This is a genomic window from Dactylosporangium sp. McL0621, assembly GCF_049995355.1.
In the GTDB taxonomy this organism is placed as follows: Bacteria; Actinomycetota; Actinomycetes; order Mycobacteriales; family Micromonosporaceae; genus Dactylosporangium.
Genome location: NZ_CP188259.1, coordinates 496,518 through 515,517, shown reverse-complemented (window position 1 = coordinate 515,517; position 19,000 = coordinate 496,518). Strand labels below are relative to the sequence as shown.

At 71.2% G+C, this 19,000-nt stretch carries 15 protein-coding genes; 6 read left to right on the top strand and 9 right to left on the bottom strand.

The window, feature by feature from the left end; all coding sequences use genetic code 11:
- Window positions 1–6 precede the first annotated feature (6 nt).
- Both ACPPVO_RS02335 and ACPPVO_RS02330 read right to left on the bottom strand, forming a co-directional pair.
- Entirely contained in the window at window positions 7–1,749 is a 1,743-nt protein-coding gene (locus ACPPVO_RS02335; protein ID WP_426509666.1) for a hypothetical protein, read from the bottom strand.
- Window positions 1,734–2,504, bottom strand: coding sequence for an ABC transporter ATP-binding protein (locus ACPPVO_RS02330; RefSeq protein ID WP_426509664.1), 771 nt, complete (start codon window positions 2,502–2,504; stop codon window positions 1,734–1,736). Before ACPPVO_RS02330 ends, ACPPVO_RS02335 begins: the two co-directional genes overlap by 16 nt.
- A gap of 139 nt (window positions 2,505–2,643) precedes the next feature.
- On the opposite strand from ACPPVO_RS02330, the gene ACPPVO_RS02325 reads away from it, so the two are divergent.
- The gene (locus ACPPVO_RS02325) at window positions 2,644–2,949 is read left to right on the top strand and encodes a nucleotide pyrophosphohydrolase (RefSeq protein ID WP_360366986.1); all 306 of its coding nucleotides are present in this window, start codon (window positions 2,644–2,646) and stop codon (window positions 2,947–2,949) included.
- A 45-nt stretch (window positions 2,950–2,994) separates the two neighbouring features.
- Here ACPPVO_RS02325 and ACPPVO_RS02320 read toward each other — a convergent pair whose 3' ends face one another.
- A complete protein-coding gene (locus ACPPVO_RS02320; protein ID WP_426509662.1) occupies window positions 2,995–3,300 on the bottom strand; it encodes a helix-turn-helix domain-containing protein in 306 nt (101 codons plus the stop codon).
- Window positions 3,301–3,427: 127 nt separating this feature from the next.
- Here ACPPVO_RS02320 and ACPPVO_RS02315 point away from each other — a divergent pair, with 127 nt between their 5' ends.
- Genes ACPPVO_RS02315 through ACPPVO_RS02300 form a run of 4 tightly spaced genes read left to right on the top strand, consistent with a single transcriptional unit; the run spans window position 3,428 to window position 8,124 of the window.
- The gene (locus ACPPVO_RS02315; RefSeq protein WP_426509661.1) at window positions 3,428–4,210 is read left to right on the top strand and encodes a hypothetical protein; all 783 of its coding nucleotides are present in this window, start codon (window positions 3,428–3,430) and stop codon (window positions 4,208–4,210) included.
- Between the two features lie 52 nt (window positions 4,211–4,262).
- Entirely contained in the window at window positions 4,263–5,381 is a 1,119-nt protein-coding gene (locus ACPPVO_RS02310; RefSeq protein ID WP_426509660.1) for a hypothetical protein, read from the top strand.
- Window positions 5,378–6,838: a hypothetical protein gene (locus ACPPVO_RS02305; protein ID WP_426509658.1), complete on the top strand. Its 1,461-nt coding sequence runs from the start codon at window positions 5,378–5,380 to the stop codon at window positions 6,836–6,838. The genes ACPPVO_RS02310 and ACPPVO_RS02305 overlap by 4 nt, the downstream gene beginning before the upstream one ends.
- Window positions 6,835–8,124, top strand: coding sequence for an AAA family ATPase (locus ACPPVO_RS02300; RefSeq protein WP_426509657.1), 1,290 nt, complete (start codon window positions 6,835–6,837; stop codon window positions 8,122–8,124). Before ACPPVO_RS02305 ends, ACPPVO_RS02300 begins: the two co-directional genes overlap by 4 nt.
- 275 nt (window positions 8,125–8,399) lie before the next feature.
- Here the strand turns inward: ACPPVO_RS02300 and ACPPVO_RS02295 are convergent, their stop codons facing one another.
- The 6 genes from ACPPVO_RS02295 to ACPPVO_RS02270 all read right to left on the bottom strand — a co-directional run bounded on the left by ACPPVO_RS02295 (window position 8,400) and on the right by ACPPVO_RS02270 (window position 18,059).
- On the bottom strand, window positions 8,400–8,636 hold the full coding sequence (locus tag ACPPVO_RS02295) for a hypothetical protein (protein WP_360367004.1): 237 nt from the start codon (window positions 8,634–8,636) through the stop codon (window positions 8,400–8,402).
- Between the two features lie 60 nt (window positions 8,637–8,696).
- Window positions 8,697–9,239, bottom strand: a complete 543-nt coding sequence (locus ACPPVO_RS02290; protein WP_426509654.1) for a GNAT family N-acetyltransferase — start codon at window positions 9,237–9,239, stop codon at window positions 8,697–8,699.
- Entirely contained in the window at window positions 9,239–13,927 is a 4,689-nt protein-coding gene (locus ACPPVO_RS02285; protein ID WP_426509653.1) for a hypothetical protein, read from the bottom strand. The genes ACPPVO_RS02290 and ACPPVO_RS02285 overlap by 1 nt, the downstream gene beginning before the upstream one ends.
- A 92-nt stretch (window positions 13,928–14,019) precedes the next feature.
- The gene (locus tag ACPPVO_RS02280) at window positions 14,020–14,730 is read right to left on the bottom strand and encodes a hypothetical protein (protein WP_426509651.1); all 711 of its coding nucleotides are present in this window, start codon (window positions 14,728–14,730) and stop codon (window positions 14,020–14,022) included.
- Window positions 14,727–16,322 carry a hypothetical protein gene (locus ACPPVO_RS02275; protein ID WP_426509649.1) on the bottom strand — a complete coding sequence of 532 codons (1,596 nt, stop codon included), beginning with the start codon at window positions 16,320–16,322 and terminating at the stop codon, window positions 14,727–14,729. The genes ACPPVO_RS02280 and ACPPVO_RS02275 overlap by 4 nt, the downstream gene beginning before the upstream one ends.
- A 537-nt stretch (window positions 16,323–16,859) precedes the next feature.
- A complete protein-coding gene (locus ACPPVO_RS02270; protein ID WP_426509648.1) occupies window positions 16,860–18,059 on the bottom strand; it encodes a helix-turn-helix domain-containing protein in 1,200 nt (399 codons plus the stop codon).
- Between the two features lie 370 nt (window positions 18,060–18,429).
- On the opposite strand from ACPPVO_RS02270, the gene ACPPVO_RS02265 reads away from it, so the two are divergent.
- Window positions 18,430–18,999 (top strand): toll/interleukin-1 receptor domain-containing protein, encoded by a 570-nt coding sequence (locus ACPPVO_RS02265; RefSeq protein ID WP_426509646.1) that lies wholly within the window; start codon window positions 18,430–18,432, stop codon window positions 18,997–18,999.
- The last annotated feature ends 1 nt before the right edge of the window (window position 19,000 follow it).

The following is a 19,000-nucleotide window of genomic DNA, read 5'->3' as shown; positions in this document are numbered from 1 at the left end:
GGAACTTTAGGCGGGGATGCGGTCAGCTTCTGGCCGCTTCCGCACGACCCACAGCGCGCTTCCGTACAGCCCGAGGCCGAGCAGGATGAACCCGATCGCCACCGCGTAGTTCCACGGCGACGGCAGGTACGTGGCCAGGAACCACGACATGTCCGCCTTGCCGTTGGCCACGAAGACCAGCGCGACGATGCCCTGCGGGAACAGCGGGATGGCGCCGAGGCCGAAGCCCAGGCCGGCGATGTTCTTCTGGGTCTTGGACAGCTCGTCATAGCCCTTCATGGCCGACGACGCCGGCTTGCGCCCCGTGCGCATGGTGTCGAGCAGTTCGGGGCCATGGGTGCGCAGCCGGCGCTCGGCGAGCCGGCCGAAGAGCCAGTAGCACAGCGCGCCCGTGACAACACCGACCGCAACCCCCGCCCAGCCGAGCCACAGCGCGGCCAGGCCCGCGGGCACGCCGGTCAGCAGGACGAGGAACAGCATGAGGTACGCCAGGCCGGTCAGCCCGCCGTCGTCCTCGCTGGTGCGCAGCGGGTTGCCGGTGCGGCGGTGCGGGTCGGTGGCCGGCACGAGCGCGTAGACCGAGACCAGCGGCACGAGCCCGGCCGCGCCGCCGAGCAGTGCGGCCAGGAGCGCCAGGATCAGCGGCCACGGACCACCGACGATCGCGGTGCACACAACGGACAGTGCGATTGCGATCGTTCCCTGCGTGGTGATCCAGGCGAGCTGGCGGCCGCGGACGTCGGAAGCACCCGGGGTCATCATCGTGAGCCACAGCGCGGTGCCGTCGGTGCCGTACAGGTTCGAGGCCATGCCGGCGGCCATCACGACGAAGATCGGCCCGGCGTACGGCAGCATCCCGTTCCAGCCGATCACCAGCGGGCTGGCGGCGAACCAGAAGCCGTAGGCGAGTGCGAACGCGAGCTGGTGGTTACGGACAAGGTCGCGCGTCCAAGTGCGCATTTCCTTGGCGACGACGGCCCCGGCCGCGGTGGACGCGGTGATCGGGCGCTGTGCCCGTCCGGACACTCGCGGACGACCGGCCCGGCGACCGAGCAGCGCGGCCCAGAGACCGAGCAGCAGCAGTACCAGTGCAGCCAGTGCGCCCAGCGCCCACCACTGGCCCCGGACGGCCAGCAGGCCCCAGGACGAGGGCAGGTACCACACCGCGGCCGGCGTACCCGCCACCCCGAACGCGACCATGAACACCCAGATCTGGCCGAGCGACGACAACACGACGCCGTTGATGACGCCCGCCACGATCGCGCCGACCCGCGACCGCAGGGCCTGCCCGACGACGGCCACCGAGATCTTCGACAGCAGCACGAAAACTGCCAACTGCAGAAGCATCGCCGGTACCGCCACCAGCGCATTGACCACGCCCAGTCGCGCGCCGGCCACGATCAGTCCCGCGAGCGCCCCGAGCGTCACCAGCGGCGCGACGCCGACGAACGACGCGGTGAGCAGCTCGGCCGCGAGGCGCCGCGGCGAGATGCCGAGCATCGAGAAGTACTCCGGGCGCAGGGTCTCGTCCCCGCCGCCCATGAACACCGGGCCGAGCATCCAGCCGAGCAGCCACACGGCGAGCCCGGCGGCGAGATAGTCCGGGCTCAGGTACCCGAGGAACGCGGTCCCGGCCGCCAGCAGGACCCCGATGGCCGCACCGGTGCCGGCCATCTGGGCGCGCTGCCCGCGGTACGAGTGCCGCATCACCGCGACCTTCATCTGCGCCATGGTCACTTCGACAGCCACGACAGCTCCTTCGACATCCCGGCCCGCTCCCCGCCGACCAGCTCCACGAACGTCTCCTCCATTGACCGCGCGCCGCGCACGGACCCGAGCGGACCCGCGGCGACGACCTTGCCGCCGTCGACCACCCCGACGTGGTCGCACAGCTGCTCGACCAGCGCCATGACGTGACTGGACAACACGATCGACCCGCCCGCGGCGACGAACCCGCGCAGAATCGTCTTGATGGTCGCCGCGGACACCGGATCGACAGCCTCGAACGGCTCATCGAGCACCAACAGCCGCGGCGCGTGCAACAACGCGGTGGCGAGCCCGATCTTCTTGCGCATACCGGTGCTGTACTCGATCACGAGCGTGCGTTCCGCGTCATCGAGCTCGAGCACGGCGAGCAGCTCACTTGCACGCTGCGCAACGACGCTCTTGTCCATCCCGCGCAGCAGCCCGAGGTACGTCAGCACTTCGCGCCCGGTGAGCCGCTCGGGCATCGCGAGCCCGTCGGGCAGCACCCCGACGAGCGCCTTGGCCTTGGCCGGCGCCGTCCAAACGTCCTGTCCGAAGATGCGCGCCACGCCGCCATCCGGACGCAAAAGCCCAACCGCCATCGACAACGTGGTCGTCTTCCCGGCGCCGTTCTGCCCGACGAGCCCGAAGAACGACCCTTGCGGCACAACGAGATCGATGGCGTCAACGGCGACCTTGTCCCCGAAGCGCTTGGTAAGCCCGGCAATCTCGAGCGCCGGCCCCGTTTCCTGTGACATGCCTTTGAAGATAGAGAGTCTTGAAAACGAGCGGACTGACCCTGATCCCCGGATCGGGGGTGCAGATATCTACACCTGCGACCCACGCCCCATAAGGCCATCTGCGTTCAGGACCGGTCGCTGTGGTGACGTGACCCCGGTGACGAACGAGTGGCCCGCTCAGGTCCAGCAGCAACTACGCCGGTTCGCGGAGGAACGCGACTGGCCGCAGTACCACACCCCGCGCAACCTGCTGCTGGCCCTGGTCGGCGAGGTCGGAGAGCTGACCGAGCTGTACCAGTGGGACCCGGCGGAGCCACCCCCGTACCCCCGGGTGGCCGAGGAGATCGCCGACGTCATGATCTACCTCCTCCGCTTCGCCGACGTGACGGGCATCGACGTAGCGAAGGCGGTCGCGGACAAGATCGCCTACAACGAGACCCGTTTCCCGAAGGCCGCACGTTGAGCCGCCAGGCCGGGGAGGGCCACCTCGAACGCGCGCCGAGACCCGTCACTCCGAAGGGCTGAACGCCGCCAGCTCGGCCCGCGAGCCCAGGTCGAGCTTCTTGAAGATCCGGCGCAGGTGGTAGTTCACCGTGTGCGCGCTGATGCCCAGCCTGGTCGCGATGTGGCGGTTGATCAGGCCCCGCCGCACGAGCCGGGCCACCTCCCGCTCCCGTTCACTCAGCGTGGCCCAACCGTTCGCCGTCGTCGTCGGCCCCTGCGGCATGACGGCCACGACCACGATCTCCCGGTCTCCTGGCACGTCGGCCAGAACCCCGCGTAGTACCGCCTCCAGCGCGGCGATGTCGTACATGTCGACCCCCTGAACCGAACGCTCGGCGTTTAGTGGAACTTACTGGAAAATAGCGGAGCCACGCAACAATGTTTCTGGATGGAAGTGGGGATTGCTGGAAATTACTGGGAGGCGTACGGTCGGGGGCATGGCCGGTGACGCGGAGGAGATCGAGCGCGAGCTCGCCGCCCTCCGGGCCCAGGTCCGGCAGGCCCGGGCGGCCGGCGATCGGCCGCGCGAGCGGGCGCTCCGAGCCCAGCAGCGCGCGCTCGAGACGGCCTGGGAGGAGTCGCTCGCGCCGGAGACGGCCGCGGTCGCCGCGCCGCGCGAGGGCGGGTCGCTGCTGCCCCTGCGCGAGCAGGTCCACGGGGCGCTCACCCTGCTCGCCGTGCCGGCCGCGCCCAAGCTGATCGCGCAGGTCTACAACGCGTGCTTCAGCGGCGACATCGACAGCGCCAAGCTCACCAGCCTGCGCCGGGACGAGGAGCGATCGTTCCGGATGAACGCGTTCGCGCGGCCGTACTACCTGTGCGCGGCCCTCGCCGCCGACCGCTTCTCGCCGGTGCGCGGGCTGCTCGCGATCTCCACGTGGCCGCTCGAACAGCGGGTCATCGGCGCGCTCAGTCCGCGCGTCGACTTTCTCCGGGCGGCGGTCAGGATCGCGGAACACGTCGATCGTCTGCCTGATACCGACCGCGCCGCCGCGCGCCTATTGTGGCTGTTCGCCGAGAACATCCCGGGTGCGGCGGACGGCGTCGGCTCAGCAAAACCGCAGGTCGTCATCCGCGCCGCCGAGAATGAACTGGCGACGCACGAACCGGTCGACCGGTCGCACCGCGAAGCGGCCGCCGCCCGGGCCCGGGCCCAGCTCGACGACGCCGGCCAGCTGTTCGGCGTCAGCCTGAAGGCGGTGCCCAGGACCGGCACCTGAAGCCGGCACCGGTGCCGAACCGGCACGTGAACCACCGCGAAGGAAGTGCACCGTGAACAGCACCGAGGAGCGGCTCGCCGAACTGCGCGGGCCGGTACCGCCACTTCCCCACAACGCCCGCACGATCGCCGCGCTCACCACGAACCCCGGCTGCGCGCGCCGCGCAGTCATGGACGCCGCGGGTGTCGACAAACGCGCAATCGCCGCGCGCGTCGGTTACGCCCCGCCCTACGGCCAGTCCCCGTTCGCCATCACGCGCACGCGAGCGTTCACCGCGCAGGTGAAGGCGAACGGCTGCGCGGAACTGCTGCGCCTGCTGCGCCAAACGCTGCAACTGGACATCAAGGAAGTGGCGTATCAGGACCTCGAGGACGCGGCCGGCAACGAGAGCCAGGAGGTGCGGCACAAGCTCGCCCGCCAGGTGCTCGGCGCCGCGGCGGAGCAGGTGAACGAGGCCGGCACGCTGTTCGACCATCCGCTGCTGCGCCTGCCGGTCGGCGGCCGGCAGGTGTTTCTCGAGCCCGATCTCATCGCGTTTCAGTACCAGGGGATCTTCCACGTCATCGAGATCAAGTCTTTCGCGGTGATCGACGGCCAGGCCGACGGCGGGAAGGTGGCTTCGGCGGCGGTGCAGTCCGCGGTGTACGTCGTGGCGCTCCGACGGCTCCTGGACGAACTCGGACACGATCCGGCGATCGTTTCCGATCGAGTCGTGCTCGTCTGCCCCGAGAACTTCTCCAATCACGCGGTCGCCACGCGGCTGGACGTACGGCGGCAGCTCACGGTGCTCAGGCGGCAACTGCAGCACATGACGCGCATCGACGAGCGGTTGACGCACATCGACGACGACGTGACGTTCGACCTGGCTCCCGACCGTGACGGACGTCCGACGCGCGCGGTCGGCGAGCTGTGCGACGCAATCGAACACATTCCCGCGCGGTACTCCCCCGAGTGCCTGTCGACCTGCGAGATGTCGTACTTCTGCCGCAACGAGGCCCGCGGCAGCACCCACGCGCTGGGCAAGTCGGTGGCCGAGGAGCTGGGCAGCGTGGCGACGGTCGAGACCGCGCTGCTGCTCGCCGCGGGTGCGCTCGAGCCTTCCCCCGAACAGCAGGAGGCGGCGACGGTACTGCGAGCCGCCCTGCGCCTGCGCGAAGAGTGCCTCGCGTGAGCTCACTGACCGCTCTGGCACGAGCGTTGGCCGTTCGCGACCGGACCGCGCAGCCCATCACCACGGTGCGCCACGTCCACCTGGCCGAACGACCATTGGTCCTGATACCGCTGGCCCTGGCCGGCGAGGCGAACGCGCCCCTGGCCGCGATGCTCGGCGACGACCCCGACCACCCGCGCCTGCTGCTCGTGCCGCAACCGCGCAACCGCGACCAGCGCTTCCAGTTCGCGGCGGAGCTCGGACGCGCGTTCGTGTCGTATGTGGACAGCTTCGCACGCCACCAGGAGGACGTGCGCGGCCGGCGCCGCTTCACCGACGCCCCGCAGATCCTCGTCCCCAACCCCGGCGGCGTCGAGTTCGTGCGGCTGTTCGGCCGCTCCACGAGGCTCCGCCGCACGTACGGCGAGTACGCCGTCGCGCGCGTCGTGCCCCTGCTCGGACGCTGGCTGACGTACTTCGCCGAGCGCGCCGAACACCCCGGCTCGTCGCTGATGCTCGCGATGACCTCGGCGCTGAGCGCGCACTGGGCCACGGGTCAGAGCGCGATGGAGGACGCCAACCTGGCCGCGCTGCTCGCCTGGTTCGACGACGACCCGTTCGAGGCCGCGCGGGACGCCGAGGATCCGGAGATCTGGCCGCCGGCCGGCCCCGCGACCGACCCGACGTTCGACGCGGCCACGCTGATGCCGGCCATCGAGCGGTACGCGCGCACCGACGCCGACACCGCGGCCCGCCAGGCGGCGCTCACCCGCCTGTCGGACGCCCTGCGCAGCCAGCTGGAGCCGACGTGGCGACTGATGTGGCGCGGCGTCGAGCTGCTGCGTTCGCTGCGGCCGGGCGAGAGCGTCCTGGACCGCTGGGCCGAGGACCGCGACTCGTACACGAACTACGTCGACTACTTGCGCAGCGACGGCTCCCTGCCGCAGGCCCGCCGCGACAACGCCGTGGCCGCCGCCCGCCGCCTGAACCGTCTGGAGCGCGCGCAGGCCTCGTTCGACGCCCAACGAGCCCTGGACGACCCGCTGGTGATGGCCGAGTTCCGCCTTTCGGGTGAGGCTTTCGCAGGCTCGGTCGTCGCGGCCGACCCGACCCGCCTGGACGCCACGGGCCCGCGCCGCAAGCTCCGTCCACATGTGACGGTTCGCACCTCGGATCCGTTGCGCCTTGCCGTCGGTACCGACGTCCAAAGCCCTTCCCGCCGCGCGCAGACGGCCCGGATCGTCGAAATCGACGGCTCCGATGTCGTTCTGGAGCTGACGGGCGGCATGGGCCGCGCCCTCACCCCGGCGCCCGGCAGCGTCCCTGAGGTGGGCGAACAGGTCACGTACAGCACCGTGTCGACGGGTTTCCAGCCCGGGGGCAACTTCCCGCCGGTCGAGGACACGCCCTGGACCCACGGCGGCCCGCCCCCTCCGCCGGAGCCGACGGAGGAAGACGCCGTGGAGGCCTGGTCATGACCGACGTGCTGCCCGCGGTGATGGAACACCTGCAGTTCGCGGACGCTCCCGGAGTGGTCGTCGACTCGCCCCCGGGCGCGGGAAAATCCACCCTGGTCGTACGCGCTGCACGCCACATCGCCGAAAGCGGCGACCCGCTGGCCATCGTGGCACAAACGAACGAGCAGGTGGACGATCTGATCGCCAACCTGGCCCGCTCGGCCCCGACGTTGCCGATCGGCCGCCTCTCAGCGCAGGGTTATGTCCCCGTGCCGCGAATTGCGACACACAACAACGTCACGGTGGACAACGCGATCGCCGGCCTGGCCGGCTCCGCCGTGGTGATCGGCACCGCGGCCAAGTGGTCGACCCTGACCCAGGGCGCCTGGCCGTGGGCGATCGTCGACGAGGCGTACCAGATGCGCTCGGACGGCCTGCTGCAGATCGCGGGCCGCTTCGACCGCACCCTGTTCGTGGGCGACCCCGGCCAGCTGGACCCCTTCTCCACGGTGGAGACGGAGCGCTGGGCCGGCCTGTCGTGGGATCCGCAGTTGAGCGCCGTGGCGGTACTGCTGCGCCACAATCCCGGGATCCCGGTCCACCGCCTGCCGGTCTCCTGGCGCCTCCCGGCCACGGCCGCACCGGTGATCTCCGAGGCCTTCTACCCCTTCACGGGCTTCACGTCCGGCACCGCGCACTCCGACCGTTCGTTGTCGTTCGCGACGCACGCCTTCGGTTCGTCCCCAGTGGACAGGACCCTGGAGACCGCCGCGGCAACCGGCTGGGCGTTGCACGAACTGCCGGCCCGGCACACCATGCGCACGGACGACGAGGTGGCCCGGGCCTGCGCCGCGGTCGCCCTGCGCCTGCTGGAACGCGGCCCGGTGGCGGTCTCGGAGAAGTCCCGGGCGGGCGCGCGGGTAACGGCGGACCGAATCGCCATCGGCACGGCGCACCGCGACCAGGCCGCGGCGGTACGCCAACACCTACCGCCGAATTCCGGCATCACGGTGGACACGGCGAACCGTCTCCAGGGCCGCGAGTACGACGTAACCGTGGTTTGGCACCCACTGTCGGGCCGCCGCGACGCCACCGCTTTCCACCTGGAGGCGGGCCGCCTGTGCGTGCTGACATCGCGCCATCGACACGCCTGTATCGCGGTCGCGCGGGCGGGAATCTCGGAACTGCTGGACGCCCACCCGTCAACGGGCCGCGTGTACCTGAACGAAGTCGTGAAGTTCCCGGACGGCTGGGAGGCGAACCAGGCCGTCATGTCCCACCTCGAACAACACCGCGTACCGGCCTGAGGGCTGAACGAACCGGCTACGAATGCGGGCGTACCCGGCCTCGCGGCGCTCATCGGGCTGCCCGGGTGGAGCGCGTACGCGGTCGTGCCCACCGCGCAGGCTGCGCAACCCGAACTCGGTCAAGTGCCTCGACGCCGACGGCTGGGGCACGGCCACTGGAACGCAGCTCATTCATCTGGGACTGCGGCAACGCCCAGTCGAACCAGACCTGGCGCTTCCAGCCGTGATCCCGCACACGGCCCGGACTCCCCCAGAGTTCGGGCCGTGTGTCTTCGTCATCGGTCGCCGAGCCCACCCAGCGCGAGGGCGGCGAACACGGCGAGGAAGAACCCGAGGATGATCAGTTCCCCGGTCGTCTGCCACGCCGCGCGGTTCGCCTCGCCGGCGAGGGCGTTGGCGCCCCTGAGGCTACGCCAGGCACGGCGGGCCATGGCGTACAGAAATCCGAGCCCGAAGCCGACCACGCCGCCGGCCAGGAATCCCCCCAACGTGACATGAGTTGAATGGTCCATCAGGCGAAAGTGACAGAGCCATAGCTCGACGTGAATCGGCGGAAAGGCCGATGGATTCGGCTAAACGTGCAGTTTCCGCCACTCGGCGCCCGTTAGGGCGTACTGCACCTCGGGCGCCCCGTCCAGCGAAAACGTGGCGACGTGACGCAGACCGGATTTCTCCATCACACGGCGTGATCCCGCGTTGGCGGCCATTGTCTCGGCGAACACGCGCGTAACGCCGACAACGTCAAAACCGCGCACAATGAGTGCACGACAGGCCTCGGTTGCGTAACCATTCCCCCACGCTTCGCGCCGGAGGCGGTACCCGATCTCGATACCCGAGCGATCGACGTCGACGGGCGGACCGTCGCCGCGGTGCGGGCGGAAGAACACCCAGCCGAGGAACTTTCCGCCGGCCTCGACGACCCAGTAGCCGAGGTCGTCCCCGCGCTCGTAGTAGGCCAGCAGGTGCGGCATCATGTCGCGGATCCGCTCGCGGGGCCTGGGGTGGCCGCCGTTGAGGTACCGCATGACCTCGGGATCGCTGTCCAGCTCGACGAGATCGTCGACGTCGTCCACGGTGAGCCGGCGCAGTCGCAGCCGCCCGGTCTCCAGGTGCATCACAACAGGGTGCCCTGGACCGGGAACGTCAGGCGAGCGGTGGTGATGCTCTCCAGGATCTGGTCCTCGTTCAGTTCACGATCCATGACGCGCGCGTAGTTGCGGCCGCGGTTGTGCGTATTGCGCATTCGCACGACGTTCGGGAAGCGGCCCACCGCGCGCATGTCGCCCAGGCCCGACAGGAAGATGAGCTGGATGCCGTTCGCGGCGGCCACCCGGCGCTGGAGGTCCAGGAAGGCCACGTAGTTGGCGGTGCCGAGCGGGTTGTCCATCGGCAGTACGCCCAGGCCCGGCACGTCGCCGCCGCGGTTGGCGGCGCGCAGCCGGGCCAGCATGCAGAAGAGCAGCAGGCCGATTGTCACCTTCTCGCCGCCGCTCCACTTACTCATCAGCTCGACCGGCTGGCGGTCGTCCGTCAGCTCGGTCGACGGCTTCAGCACCCGCGCCACGAAGTTGCCGCGGCCCACGACCGCGGCGATCGCCTCCCAGGCCAGGGTCAGGCCATCCGGGATCGGGTCCTTGCCGGCGACGAGCTTGTCGACCAAACGCTCAACGCGGCTGCGCAACGTTGCGTCGCTGGTGTCCACACTTGAGCGCGGGCCGACGTCGAGGAAGCGCCGGTTGCGCAAATGGTCGGCCAGACCTGGCGGAAGCTGCGCGTGGTGCTGCGCCCGCTGCAAGGTTTTGAGGCCCTCGCGCACTTCCGCGCACAACGCCGTCACCACGAGGTGTTTGTCTTTGTCCACGGCGTCCAGCTCGCCGGCCAGGCCGTGACGGTAGGTGGACAGTTGCTGACCCAACAGTTCCGTACCGTCGAAGTCGAGGCGGCCGTCGCGGAAGCGGTCGCGCACCTCGGGGCTCACGGTGGCGAAGCGCTCCTCGGACGCCCAGCGGTCGGCCCGGTGCGCCTCGGCGTTGAGCCGGTTGCGGGCCGCGGTCACGGCACGGTCGGCGGACTGCAACGCCCGGCGCGCGCCGCGGGCCATCTCGCGCGCGGCGTCGACGTCGCCGGCGAACGCGGCCGCCTCCGCGGGCTCGGTGTCCTCGGTCAGGTCGGTGACGAGCTGCTGCAGGTCATCGGCGCGGCGGCGGGCCGCACTCGCCTCACCCTCGGCGGCGGCTGCCGCGTCGCGGGCGGACTGCTCCGCGGCGCGCGACGCTTCGAGGCGGTGCTGAGCCGCATCGGCTAGCGCGGTGGCCTCCTCCGAAGACGACAACTCCGCGCCATCACCGCGCACATCAGCGCCGTGGCCGCGCACATCAGCGCCATCGCCATGCACGAACGCGCGACCGTCGTGCACGAAGGCGCGACCGTCGTGCACGAACGCGCGACCGTCGACGACACCATGAGCACTCGAAAGCGTCGCGTCGGCGGTGGCCTCCTCCAAAGACCACGGATTCGCACCGTCGTGCTGCACGAACGTGCAGCCGTCGAGGATTCGGCGCGCGTTGGCCAAGGCCGCGCCGGCCAGGGTCGCGTCACGCTGGGCGTCCAGGAAAGCGCGCTCCGCCTGGTCGATCTCCCGGCGCACCGTAGCCGGGTCCGCGGTGTCCAGAAAACCCTGCGCAGTCGCGCGTTCGCTCGGTGCGAACTGCTCGATCTCGTCGTCGAGCGCGGAGAGCTGGCTCGCAATCTCAGCGATCGTCGCCTCCAGCGCCGACCCGGACGTCTGACGGACGTAGGCGTCGTGCGCGGCCTGGTAGGCGTTTGTCGCTTCGACAAGGCTCGGCAACGGACCGGCGGCAGAACTGTTCGCGGAACCATCCGGCGACGAACTGCCGGCACAGTCGTCCGGCAACGAACCACCGGCAGAAGCGTCCGGCAACGAACCGCCGGTCGAACCGTCCAGCAACGAACCGCCGGTCGAACCGTCCAGCAACGAACCGCCGGTCGAACCGTCCAGCAACGAACCGCCGGTCGAACCGTCCAGCAACGAACCGCCGGTCGAACCGTCCAGCAACGAACCGCCGGTCGAACCGTCCAGCAACGAACCGCCGGTCGAACCGTCCGACGGCAAGCCGTCGACGGGAACGTTCGCAATGCGCTGCAGATCCTCGCACCGCACGCGGTAATCGTGCACGGTCGCGGCGTCGCGCCCAGCGTCCGCGGACAACTGTGACGCCGCGCTCGCGGCGGAAAGCTCCGCCTCCGAAGCCGACGCCAGCTCGGCAAGCAGTCCGGCCCGCAAGGCCGGCAGCTCGGACAGTTCGGTGCGCATTCGTGCAGCATCCGGCGCCCGGCGCGCAAGGTCGGACAGAGCCGCAATGCGAATGGTCAACCGCCGGCGGCGCTCGGCCAGGTCGCCCCGCGCGCGCTCCAGCGACGCCGCACGCTCGTCCAGCAACAAGCGCGTCTCCTGCAACGACGCAAGACGCTCCTCCGCAACCCGCAGCGCCGTCGTCAACCGCGCCGACGAGGCCTCCAGGTATTCCCGATGCCCGGCGGGGCAGCGTGCGGCCAGGTCGAGCAGGCGGCCCCGCAGGCGCAGATCCCGATCCCGCGACTCGAGCAGATCGTGGACACGCTGGTTGCGCTCGTCCCGCCCCCGATTGCGGCGGTCGACCTCCGACGCCGCGGCGGTCCGGTCGTACATCGCGGACGCCGGCGGCAGCACGAACCCGACCGGCTTGGCGGACTCCGAGTCGACGATGGACTGCAGATCGCCGGTCGCGGCCACCTGCACGGCCGAGGTGGGATAGAGCTCCGCGGACGCCAGCACCGAACGCGCCCGCTCCAGATCGGCGGCGTCGTGCACGAGCAGGCCGCCCACCAGATGCGGCGCGTCGGCGATGACGGCCGGCCAGGCTGCGGGCGGTACCGAATCCGCCAGATGATGCCAGCCCGTCGTCGCCGGAATCCGCTCCGCGGCCAGGACGTCCGCGGCCCGGGCGAGGTCCAGCGCGGCCGGGAGCAGCCCCCGCGCCGAGGCGAGCGCCTGCACCGCCCGGTCGTCCTCCGCGTCGGCGACGGCGAGCTGGATGCGGTGCCGGTCGGCGGTGATGACCGCCTCGGTGAGCAGGTCCACAAGGGACCGTTGCGACTCGATCGGGTCGACGCGGTCCCGCTCGGCGAGCGCGGCCAGCCGCGGATCCCCGCCCAGCGCCTCGATCTCGGCCAGCAACGGGCCCAGCGAGGCGTCGAGGACGGCCTTGTCGCGCGACAGCTCCGCAAGGGCGGTCTGGGCGAGCGCGCGCTCGCGTTCGTAGGCGGCCCGCTCGGAGTCCAATGTGGACAACGCCAGCGGGATCTCGTGCTCGATCCGCTGCGCGGCGTCGGCTTCGGCCGCGGAGGCGTTCGTCAGCGCGCGATCGAGATCGAAGCCGTCGAGGTGCTCGGCCGCCGCCGAGAGGTCCCGGTCGTAGGCGGACACCTGGGCCGTGATGGTGCGCTGCTGGGCGTCGAGGCTGCCGAGCCGGCCCCGCAGCGAGTCGGCGAGGGTACGCGCCGCGGCCTGACGTTCGCGCGCGGACGCGGCCTGGGCCAGCACGGACTCGACGCGGACCTCGAGCTCGCCCAGGGCCTGGAGCAACACCGCGAGGAGCACCGCCGCGGCCGAGGCCCGGTCGCGCCGCAGCGGAGCCACGCCCGCCTCGGCCTGCTCCTGCTGGCGGCGGGCGACCTCCAGGCGCTGGGCCTGCTCGACGTGGCGGATGAGCGCCGGCACCAGCTGCCAGGACCGGTGCGCGTGGCGGCGCTCGCCGACGAGCGCGTCGGCCGAGCGCGCGGCCGCCTCGGCGCGCGCGTGGGCCAGGCCGGCGGCGCGCCATCGATAGAACCGTACGTGCTCGTCCGAAGTCGCGGACTCGGCCGTTGCTCGCAGTACCGCCGAATGCGCCTCCGCGGCGCGGGAGTCGTGGCCCTCGGCGGCGGTCGCGGCCGACCGGACGGCGGCGCTCAGCGCGCCCGCGAGCCCGGCCGCGTCGAGGCGGGCGGCGCGCGCGGCGAGCTCGGCGGCGACCAGCGCGTCCCGGGTCGTGGCCAGGCCGGTGAGCAGCGCGGTGGCCTCGTCGCAGAAGGCGACCTCGGCGCGCAGCCGCGGCTGGCGGGCGAGGCGGTCGCGGGTGGTGCGCAGGATGCCGGCGACCTTGCCGGCCGAGGTGGGCTCGGTGACCAGGGTCAGCAGGTACTGCACGAACTCGTCGGCGGTCCGGAACCTGAAGTGGTGCTCGATGCCGCCCTCGGTCGCGTTGATCTTCAGGATGGCGGTGAACAGGCCGGGGTCGAGCCCGCGGTCCTGCAGCGCCTGCGACCAGCGCTCCTGCTTCGTGGTGACGACCGGCTCGGCCTCGAACGGCAGGCCCTCGACCGCCTTCGCGAAGTCCTTGAGCTCGGCGGAGAAGGGGAGCTGTTCGAGCTCGACGCCGGCTGTGGGCGTGAACGCGTACCAGGTCTGGCGCAGCCGCTCGTGGGAAGCGTTCGGGTCCGAAGGTTGTGCGCGGTCGGCCCACTCGTAGACGCCGCCGGTGACCAGCCGCTGCCCGGTGGGGTCGATCCACTCGACGACGACGTGCGCGGTGTCGGAGCCGAGGACGCAGTCCTCGAGGTGCCGCCCGGTCGTCGCGGTGGCGAGGAAGTCGCGCCGGTCCGGGCGGATCAGCGCGCACAGCAACGCGATGAGCGTGGACTTGCCGCCGCCGTTGCGCATCCAGAAGATGGTGTCCAGCGGTGTGCCGTCGCGGCTCGTCAAATCCAGCCACACCTCGCGAAATCGCGCGGCCGGTGACCCGATCCGGTCAAGGTGGACGCGCCGGATCTTCCAAAGTCTCGCGGGCGCCGCCATCAGTGCTTTACCGACCTCATGGCCTCGAGCGCCTCGCCACCCGCCACGTCAGCCACCAGCAAACGGAAGCGGTCCGTGAGCTGGTACGTGCTCGGCCCGAGCTGCGCCAGGGGCCGCGCGGCCCCCCGCTCCACGAGCCACCCGAGCACCTCGGCGACCGCGAACTGCGTGCACCCCTTGGCCGGCCCGGGCTGGCGGTCCTTGGGCCGGAACGCGGCCGTGCGCCGGTACACCTCGGCGGCCTGGCGCGCCTGACCGTCCACTGTGTCCTCGTCGCCCGGGATCGTGAGGATCCGATCGATCGTGTCCCGGATGAACTTGTCGAGCGCGGCGACCTCGACCGTCCTCACCTCGGCGCTGTCGAGGTCCGCCTCCTGCGGGAAGGCGTACGCGGCGATGCCCAGCACGATCAGCCCGGCGATGAGCTTCTCGTCGGCGGACATGCCGGTGCTGCGCAGATCCCCCATCCGCACCGCGAAGACGCTGCCCGGGTAGGTGCTGAGCACGAGCCCGGTCCGCACCGGCGCGCCGAGCACGACGAGCCCGAGCCCGCTCGCGAGGGTGTCCACCGTGTCGCGGAACAGCGTCTGGGTGCGGTACCGCTCGAGCAGCTTCCCGTACGGGTTGCCGTCGGTCGGACGCGCACTCGTGCGCAGCCCCAGCGCAACCAGCTCCGCCGCGGCCCGGACGTCCTCGATGGGTACCGTCACGCTTCCTGCTCCTCCTCGGTGTACATCACGCGCAGGTCATCGCCCCACACCAACGGGTGATCGAGTTGTCCGCCCGTTCGTTCGGTGTGTATCGCGGCGAGACCGGCACCACGCTGCCCTCCCGGTTCGACGGCGTCGGGCGCGTAGGCCCACAGCGCGGAGAGCAGAACCAGCTCAGCGGTCTGATCATGATCTAGGTCCTGGAGCAACGCAGAGAGCAGCACCGGCTGCCGCGCAGCACGCTTGAGGATGCGCGTGACCTCGGCGACGACGGCCGGCGGGTAGGCCTGCAGCTCGGCGCCCTCGCTCTCCCCCGGCTCCTCGTCCTCGTCGTCCTCGGCCCCGGCGAGCCGCGGCGGCGCCAGCAGCACGTCGACGAGATTGTCGAGCTGCAGCAGCCGCGGGATCTGCAGCCCGACGACGCGGTCCCCGAACGCCTCGACGACCGCCGTCGCCGGCTCACTGGGCAGCTTCAGGACGGGATGGAGCAGTTCCCGCTCGACATTCAACAGCCGCAGGTGTACGCGTCGAGCAAACACCTGCTGCAGCTGCGCCTCGAGGAAGATCGTCCGGGCGTCGCTGACGCGTTCGGCCAGGTCCAGATGCACCTGCCGGATGCGCCTGAGCGTGTCGACGAGGTCACCGGATGCGCGCCGGACCGCGGAGTCCGTCTCGGTGTCGATGCCGGCCGCGACGTGATTGAGCACCTCGGCGTCGGCCGCGATGCGCGCTTCGACATGTTCGCGTGCGCGTTGCAGGCGCGGCGGCACATCGTTCACCCAGTCGACGGAACGAACGTCCCTTTGTGTCGCATCGAGGATGTCCGCGAGCGAGGCCGACATCGCGACGGACACCCGCTCGGCCTGCATGGCGGTGCGGCCGGCCGCCTCGAACCGCCGGTCCCGCAGCTGCCGCTGGAGCACCACGGAGAACGCGGCCTCGGCGTCGTCGACGTCGAGGTCGAGCCCGGACAGGTACAACATGACGGCCTGCGGCGAAGCGAGCACCACGGCGCCGTCGGGCCCGTCCTGCAGCTGCAACAGCCGGAACGCGTACTCCTCGGAATTGCCGAAGGTGTACACGAACGCGCGCTGGTTGTCGGCGTCGTTGAGCAGCCCCTTGACCACCCACCGCGCCGCGTCCTCGTGCTGGTGCGACGGGCCGGGCCGCATCCGCCCGGCCAGCTCGGCGATCGACTCGATCAGCTCGGCGAGCGTGAGCGCCCGGGCGAACCCGAGCGAGGCCACGGCCAGGTCGACCGCCGCGAGCGCGAGTTGCCGCAGGTCATAGGCCTCATGGACGTCGGCGTAGGCGGCATTGCGCACGAGCCGCGCGACCGGGTCGGTGAGGATGAGCGCCCGCCACCGCGCGCGCATCGAGGCATGCCCGACCGGCGAGGCAACGAAGGGCTCGGTCACCCACTGCCCTCCCCTGCCTCGCCGGAATGTCTCGGTCTTACCGTAGCAACCACTTTCGCCAGATCTGGAACAGCGAAATCGGGTGTGACGTGCGACCGAACCGCGTCGACCACTGGTGCTGCACACATGTGCGGTCCGCACCGAACACCAGACTGTCCACTCGCGCAGCCGCACCGGCCGTGCCCTTGCCCAGGTCGGTGCCGTACGCGAGCACGGTGGCGTCCGGGTAGGCCGCGACGATCGCCGACCACGCGGTCGGGTAGCTCTGCGTGGCCCCGTTGGGCAGCTGCGCGAGCGAGCGGGTGCTCCACCACTTGGCGTTGCCTTGCGCGCCTCACCGTTGGAGGTGGTGAGGATGCCCTCGGTGTTGCCGTGCCGGACCGTGGCGCAGGGCGCGATCCGCGGCAGCGCGGAAAGACCCTCGGCGGGCTCGTGGGCCGCCTGGGCCGCGGTGCCGAGCGCCACCAGCACTCCGACCGCGACCGCCGTGACGGCCCCGATCGTTCGACGAAGATCGCACTACCTCCATGACCGTTTGGGGAAACCGGGTCATAAAGGAAAAACGATTCGAATCGCCGCAAGGCACGTCCGGACGGACGAGAGGCTGGCGTTCGGCGCCAGCCCTCGTGACCATCGGTGCGGTTGCACCCCCGTAACCAGGGTGTGCACCGCCGCACCGGCCGGGCAGGGGTTGCCCGTTGGCAATGCCTGTCAATACCCCGCGACCGCGGCGGCGAGCTCCGGCAGCAGTTCCCGCACGTGCGGCCGGGACGACCAGCGGTTCAGCTCCCGGCTCAGCCGGCGCAGGTCGGCGGCGATCGTGGCCGACCCGGTCGCGGCGCACCACTGCAGGACCCGCCGTGCCTCGGCGCAGCCCCGCTCGACGTCCCCGACCCCGACGAGGGCCAGCGCGTACCGCGCGCCGATGCGTGCGCGCATGCGGTACGCGTAGGGCGGCGTGCGCTCGAGCTGGTCGCGCAGCAGCCCGGCGGCGCGCGCCGCATCGCCGAGGTCGACAAGCGAGAAGCCGGCCGCCATGTCGTTGAGGTCGGTGACGTTTGTCGTGCCCAGCGCGGGCAGCGGGCCGCGGGTCTCCGGCTCGGACAGCCAGCGCTCGGCGCGCTCGAGCGCCCGGTGGCACTGCGAAACCGAGCCTCCGATGGCGTACCCCTGCGCCTCCCGCTGCGCCGCGAGCCCCCGGACCCGGCTGCCGCAGTCGAGCCGCTGGGCCTGTTGCGCCAGCGCGACGGTCTCTTCGTGGCGGAGTTGGTACATGGCCAGCTCGGCCCGGCGCACCAGCGCGTACCCGCGCAGGCTCCGGTCGCCGCCCTCGTCCGCGAGCTCGACCGCACGGTCCGTCCAGTACCGCGCGTGCTCGTCGTTGCCGCTCTCCTGCGCCATCCAGCCGGTGTACTCGGCGTAGCGGGCGGCGAGCTGCCACAGCGGCCGGCCCGCGGTACCGGTGGCGGCGCCGGCGGCCGCTTCGAGCTCACGGGTGTGCAGGATGAGGTGCGGCAGCAGCGACGACGGCGCGGTGGCCTGGCCCCGGCCACGCAGCATGTCGAACATCAGCCGGTACCACTCGTAGTGGTCGTGGCCCGCGTCGGGCCCGCCGGCCGCCGGCCAGGCGAACCGGTCGGCGAAGCCCCCAGCGCCGTCGCGGGCGACGTACACGACCTCGACGCCGTCGCCGGGCCGCCGCGGGGCGCGACCGGCGCGGCGGCCCCGGGCGGGCGCCGGCGCCTCGGCCAGCCCCGCGAGGCGGCCCTTCGCCTTGAACGCGTTGTCGACCGCCCGGGCGAACTCCGGGCTCGGCAGCTGTACGCCATTCTCGATCTTACTGAGATGGCTCTTGTGGTAATGGACCTCATCGGCCAGGCGGCTCAGGGACCATCCCGCCGCCAGTCGCATGCGCCGCATTTCGGGGCCGAATTGCTCTGCCACGGTGCCTCCGAGTAATGCTTCCGACGCGTATAGTCGCGCCCGCTGGTCGGGGGTTTCCATCAAGCATCGGATCTGCGCGCAAGTGCCGCCAGACACTATTCTGCCACGCTCGCCAATACCCGGAATGGTGCGGAATTCGGCCAGTTCCCGATGGCCCTTCCGGTCACCCGGACACGGTCTGAGCGGGACGATCGGGCCGCCCGGCCGACCCGTCCGGGCACAATCGGCAACCTCCACCGATTGAGCTACACGCAACACCTTGCCGACACCGGAATCAGCGGCGAAGCTTTGCATTCGCAATCGAGAGAAAGGGGCCGACGCACCGATGATCGACATTATGATCAGCTATCGAACCGCGGACGAGCCACTCGCCGCGGTGCTGATCGATCAAGCTCTGACCCAGCGGATCGGGGCGCGGGTCTTTCGTGATCACCGATCGATTCCACCCGGCGCCGCCTATCCGGCCGAGATCTGGACCGCCGTCGGGCAGTGCCGCGTCCTCGCGGTCGTGATCGGCTCGCGCTGGCTGGAGCGGGGCGAGGACGGTCGCCGGCGCATCGACGACCCCAAGGACTACGTCCGCCGCGAGGTCGCGGAGGCCCTGCGCCGCGAGGCCGTCGTGGTCCCGATCCTCGTCGGCGACTCGGAGCTGCCCCCGGCGGGCGAGCTGCCGCTGGAACTGCGGGGGCTGGCGCTGTGCCAGTACCGCACGCTGCGCTTCCGCGACGCCGTCCAGGACGCCGACCGGCTGGCCGACGAGCTTGTCGCGATGCTGGACGAGCCGGCAACCGACCCGGACCCGGACCCGGCGCCGGCGGCGGTCGCGCCGAGCGTGGTGAACAACTTCCACGGACGGGTGGACGTCAGCAACGGCGTCTTCGGCATCGTCAAGCACTACCAGGGGTAGC

Bases quoted from the DNA above. Each gene is read 5' to 3' on its own strand.
- ACPPVO_RS02330 (WP_426509664.1), bottom strand. From the start codon at position 2,504: ATGTCACAGGAAACGGGGCCGGCGCTCGAGATTGCCGGGCTTACCAAG.
- ACPPVO_RS02320 (WP_426509662.1), bottom strand. From the start codon at position 3,300: ATGTACGACATCGCCGCGCTGGAGGCGGTACTACGCGGGGTTCTGGCC.
- ACPPVO_RS02315 (WP_426509661.1), top strand. From the start codon at position 3,428: ATGGCCGGTGACGCGGAGGAGATCGAGCGCGAGCTCGCCGCCCTCCGG.
- ACPPVO_RS02300 (WP_426509657.1), top strand. From the start codon at position 6,835: ATGACCGACGTGCTGCCCGCGGTGATGGAACACCTGCAGTTCGCGGAC.
- ACPPVO_RS02295 (WP_360367004.1), bottom strand. From the start codon at position 8,636: ATGGACCATTCAACTCATGTCACGTTGGGGGGATTCCTGGCCGGCGGC.
- ACPPVO_RS02290 (WP_426509654.1), bottom strand. From the start codon at position 9,239: ATGCACCTGGAGACCGGGCGGCTGCGACTGCGCCGGCTCACCGTGGAC.
- ACPPVO_RS02270 (WP_426509648.1), bottom strand. From the start codon at position 18,059: ATGCGACTGGCGGCGGGATGGTCCCTGAGCCGCCTGGCCGATGAGGTC.
- ACPPVO_RS02265 (WP_426509646.1), top strand. From the start codon at position 18,430: ATGATCAGCTATCGAACCGCGGACGAGCCACTCGCCGCGGTGCTGATC.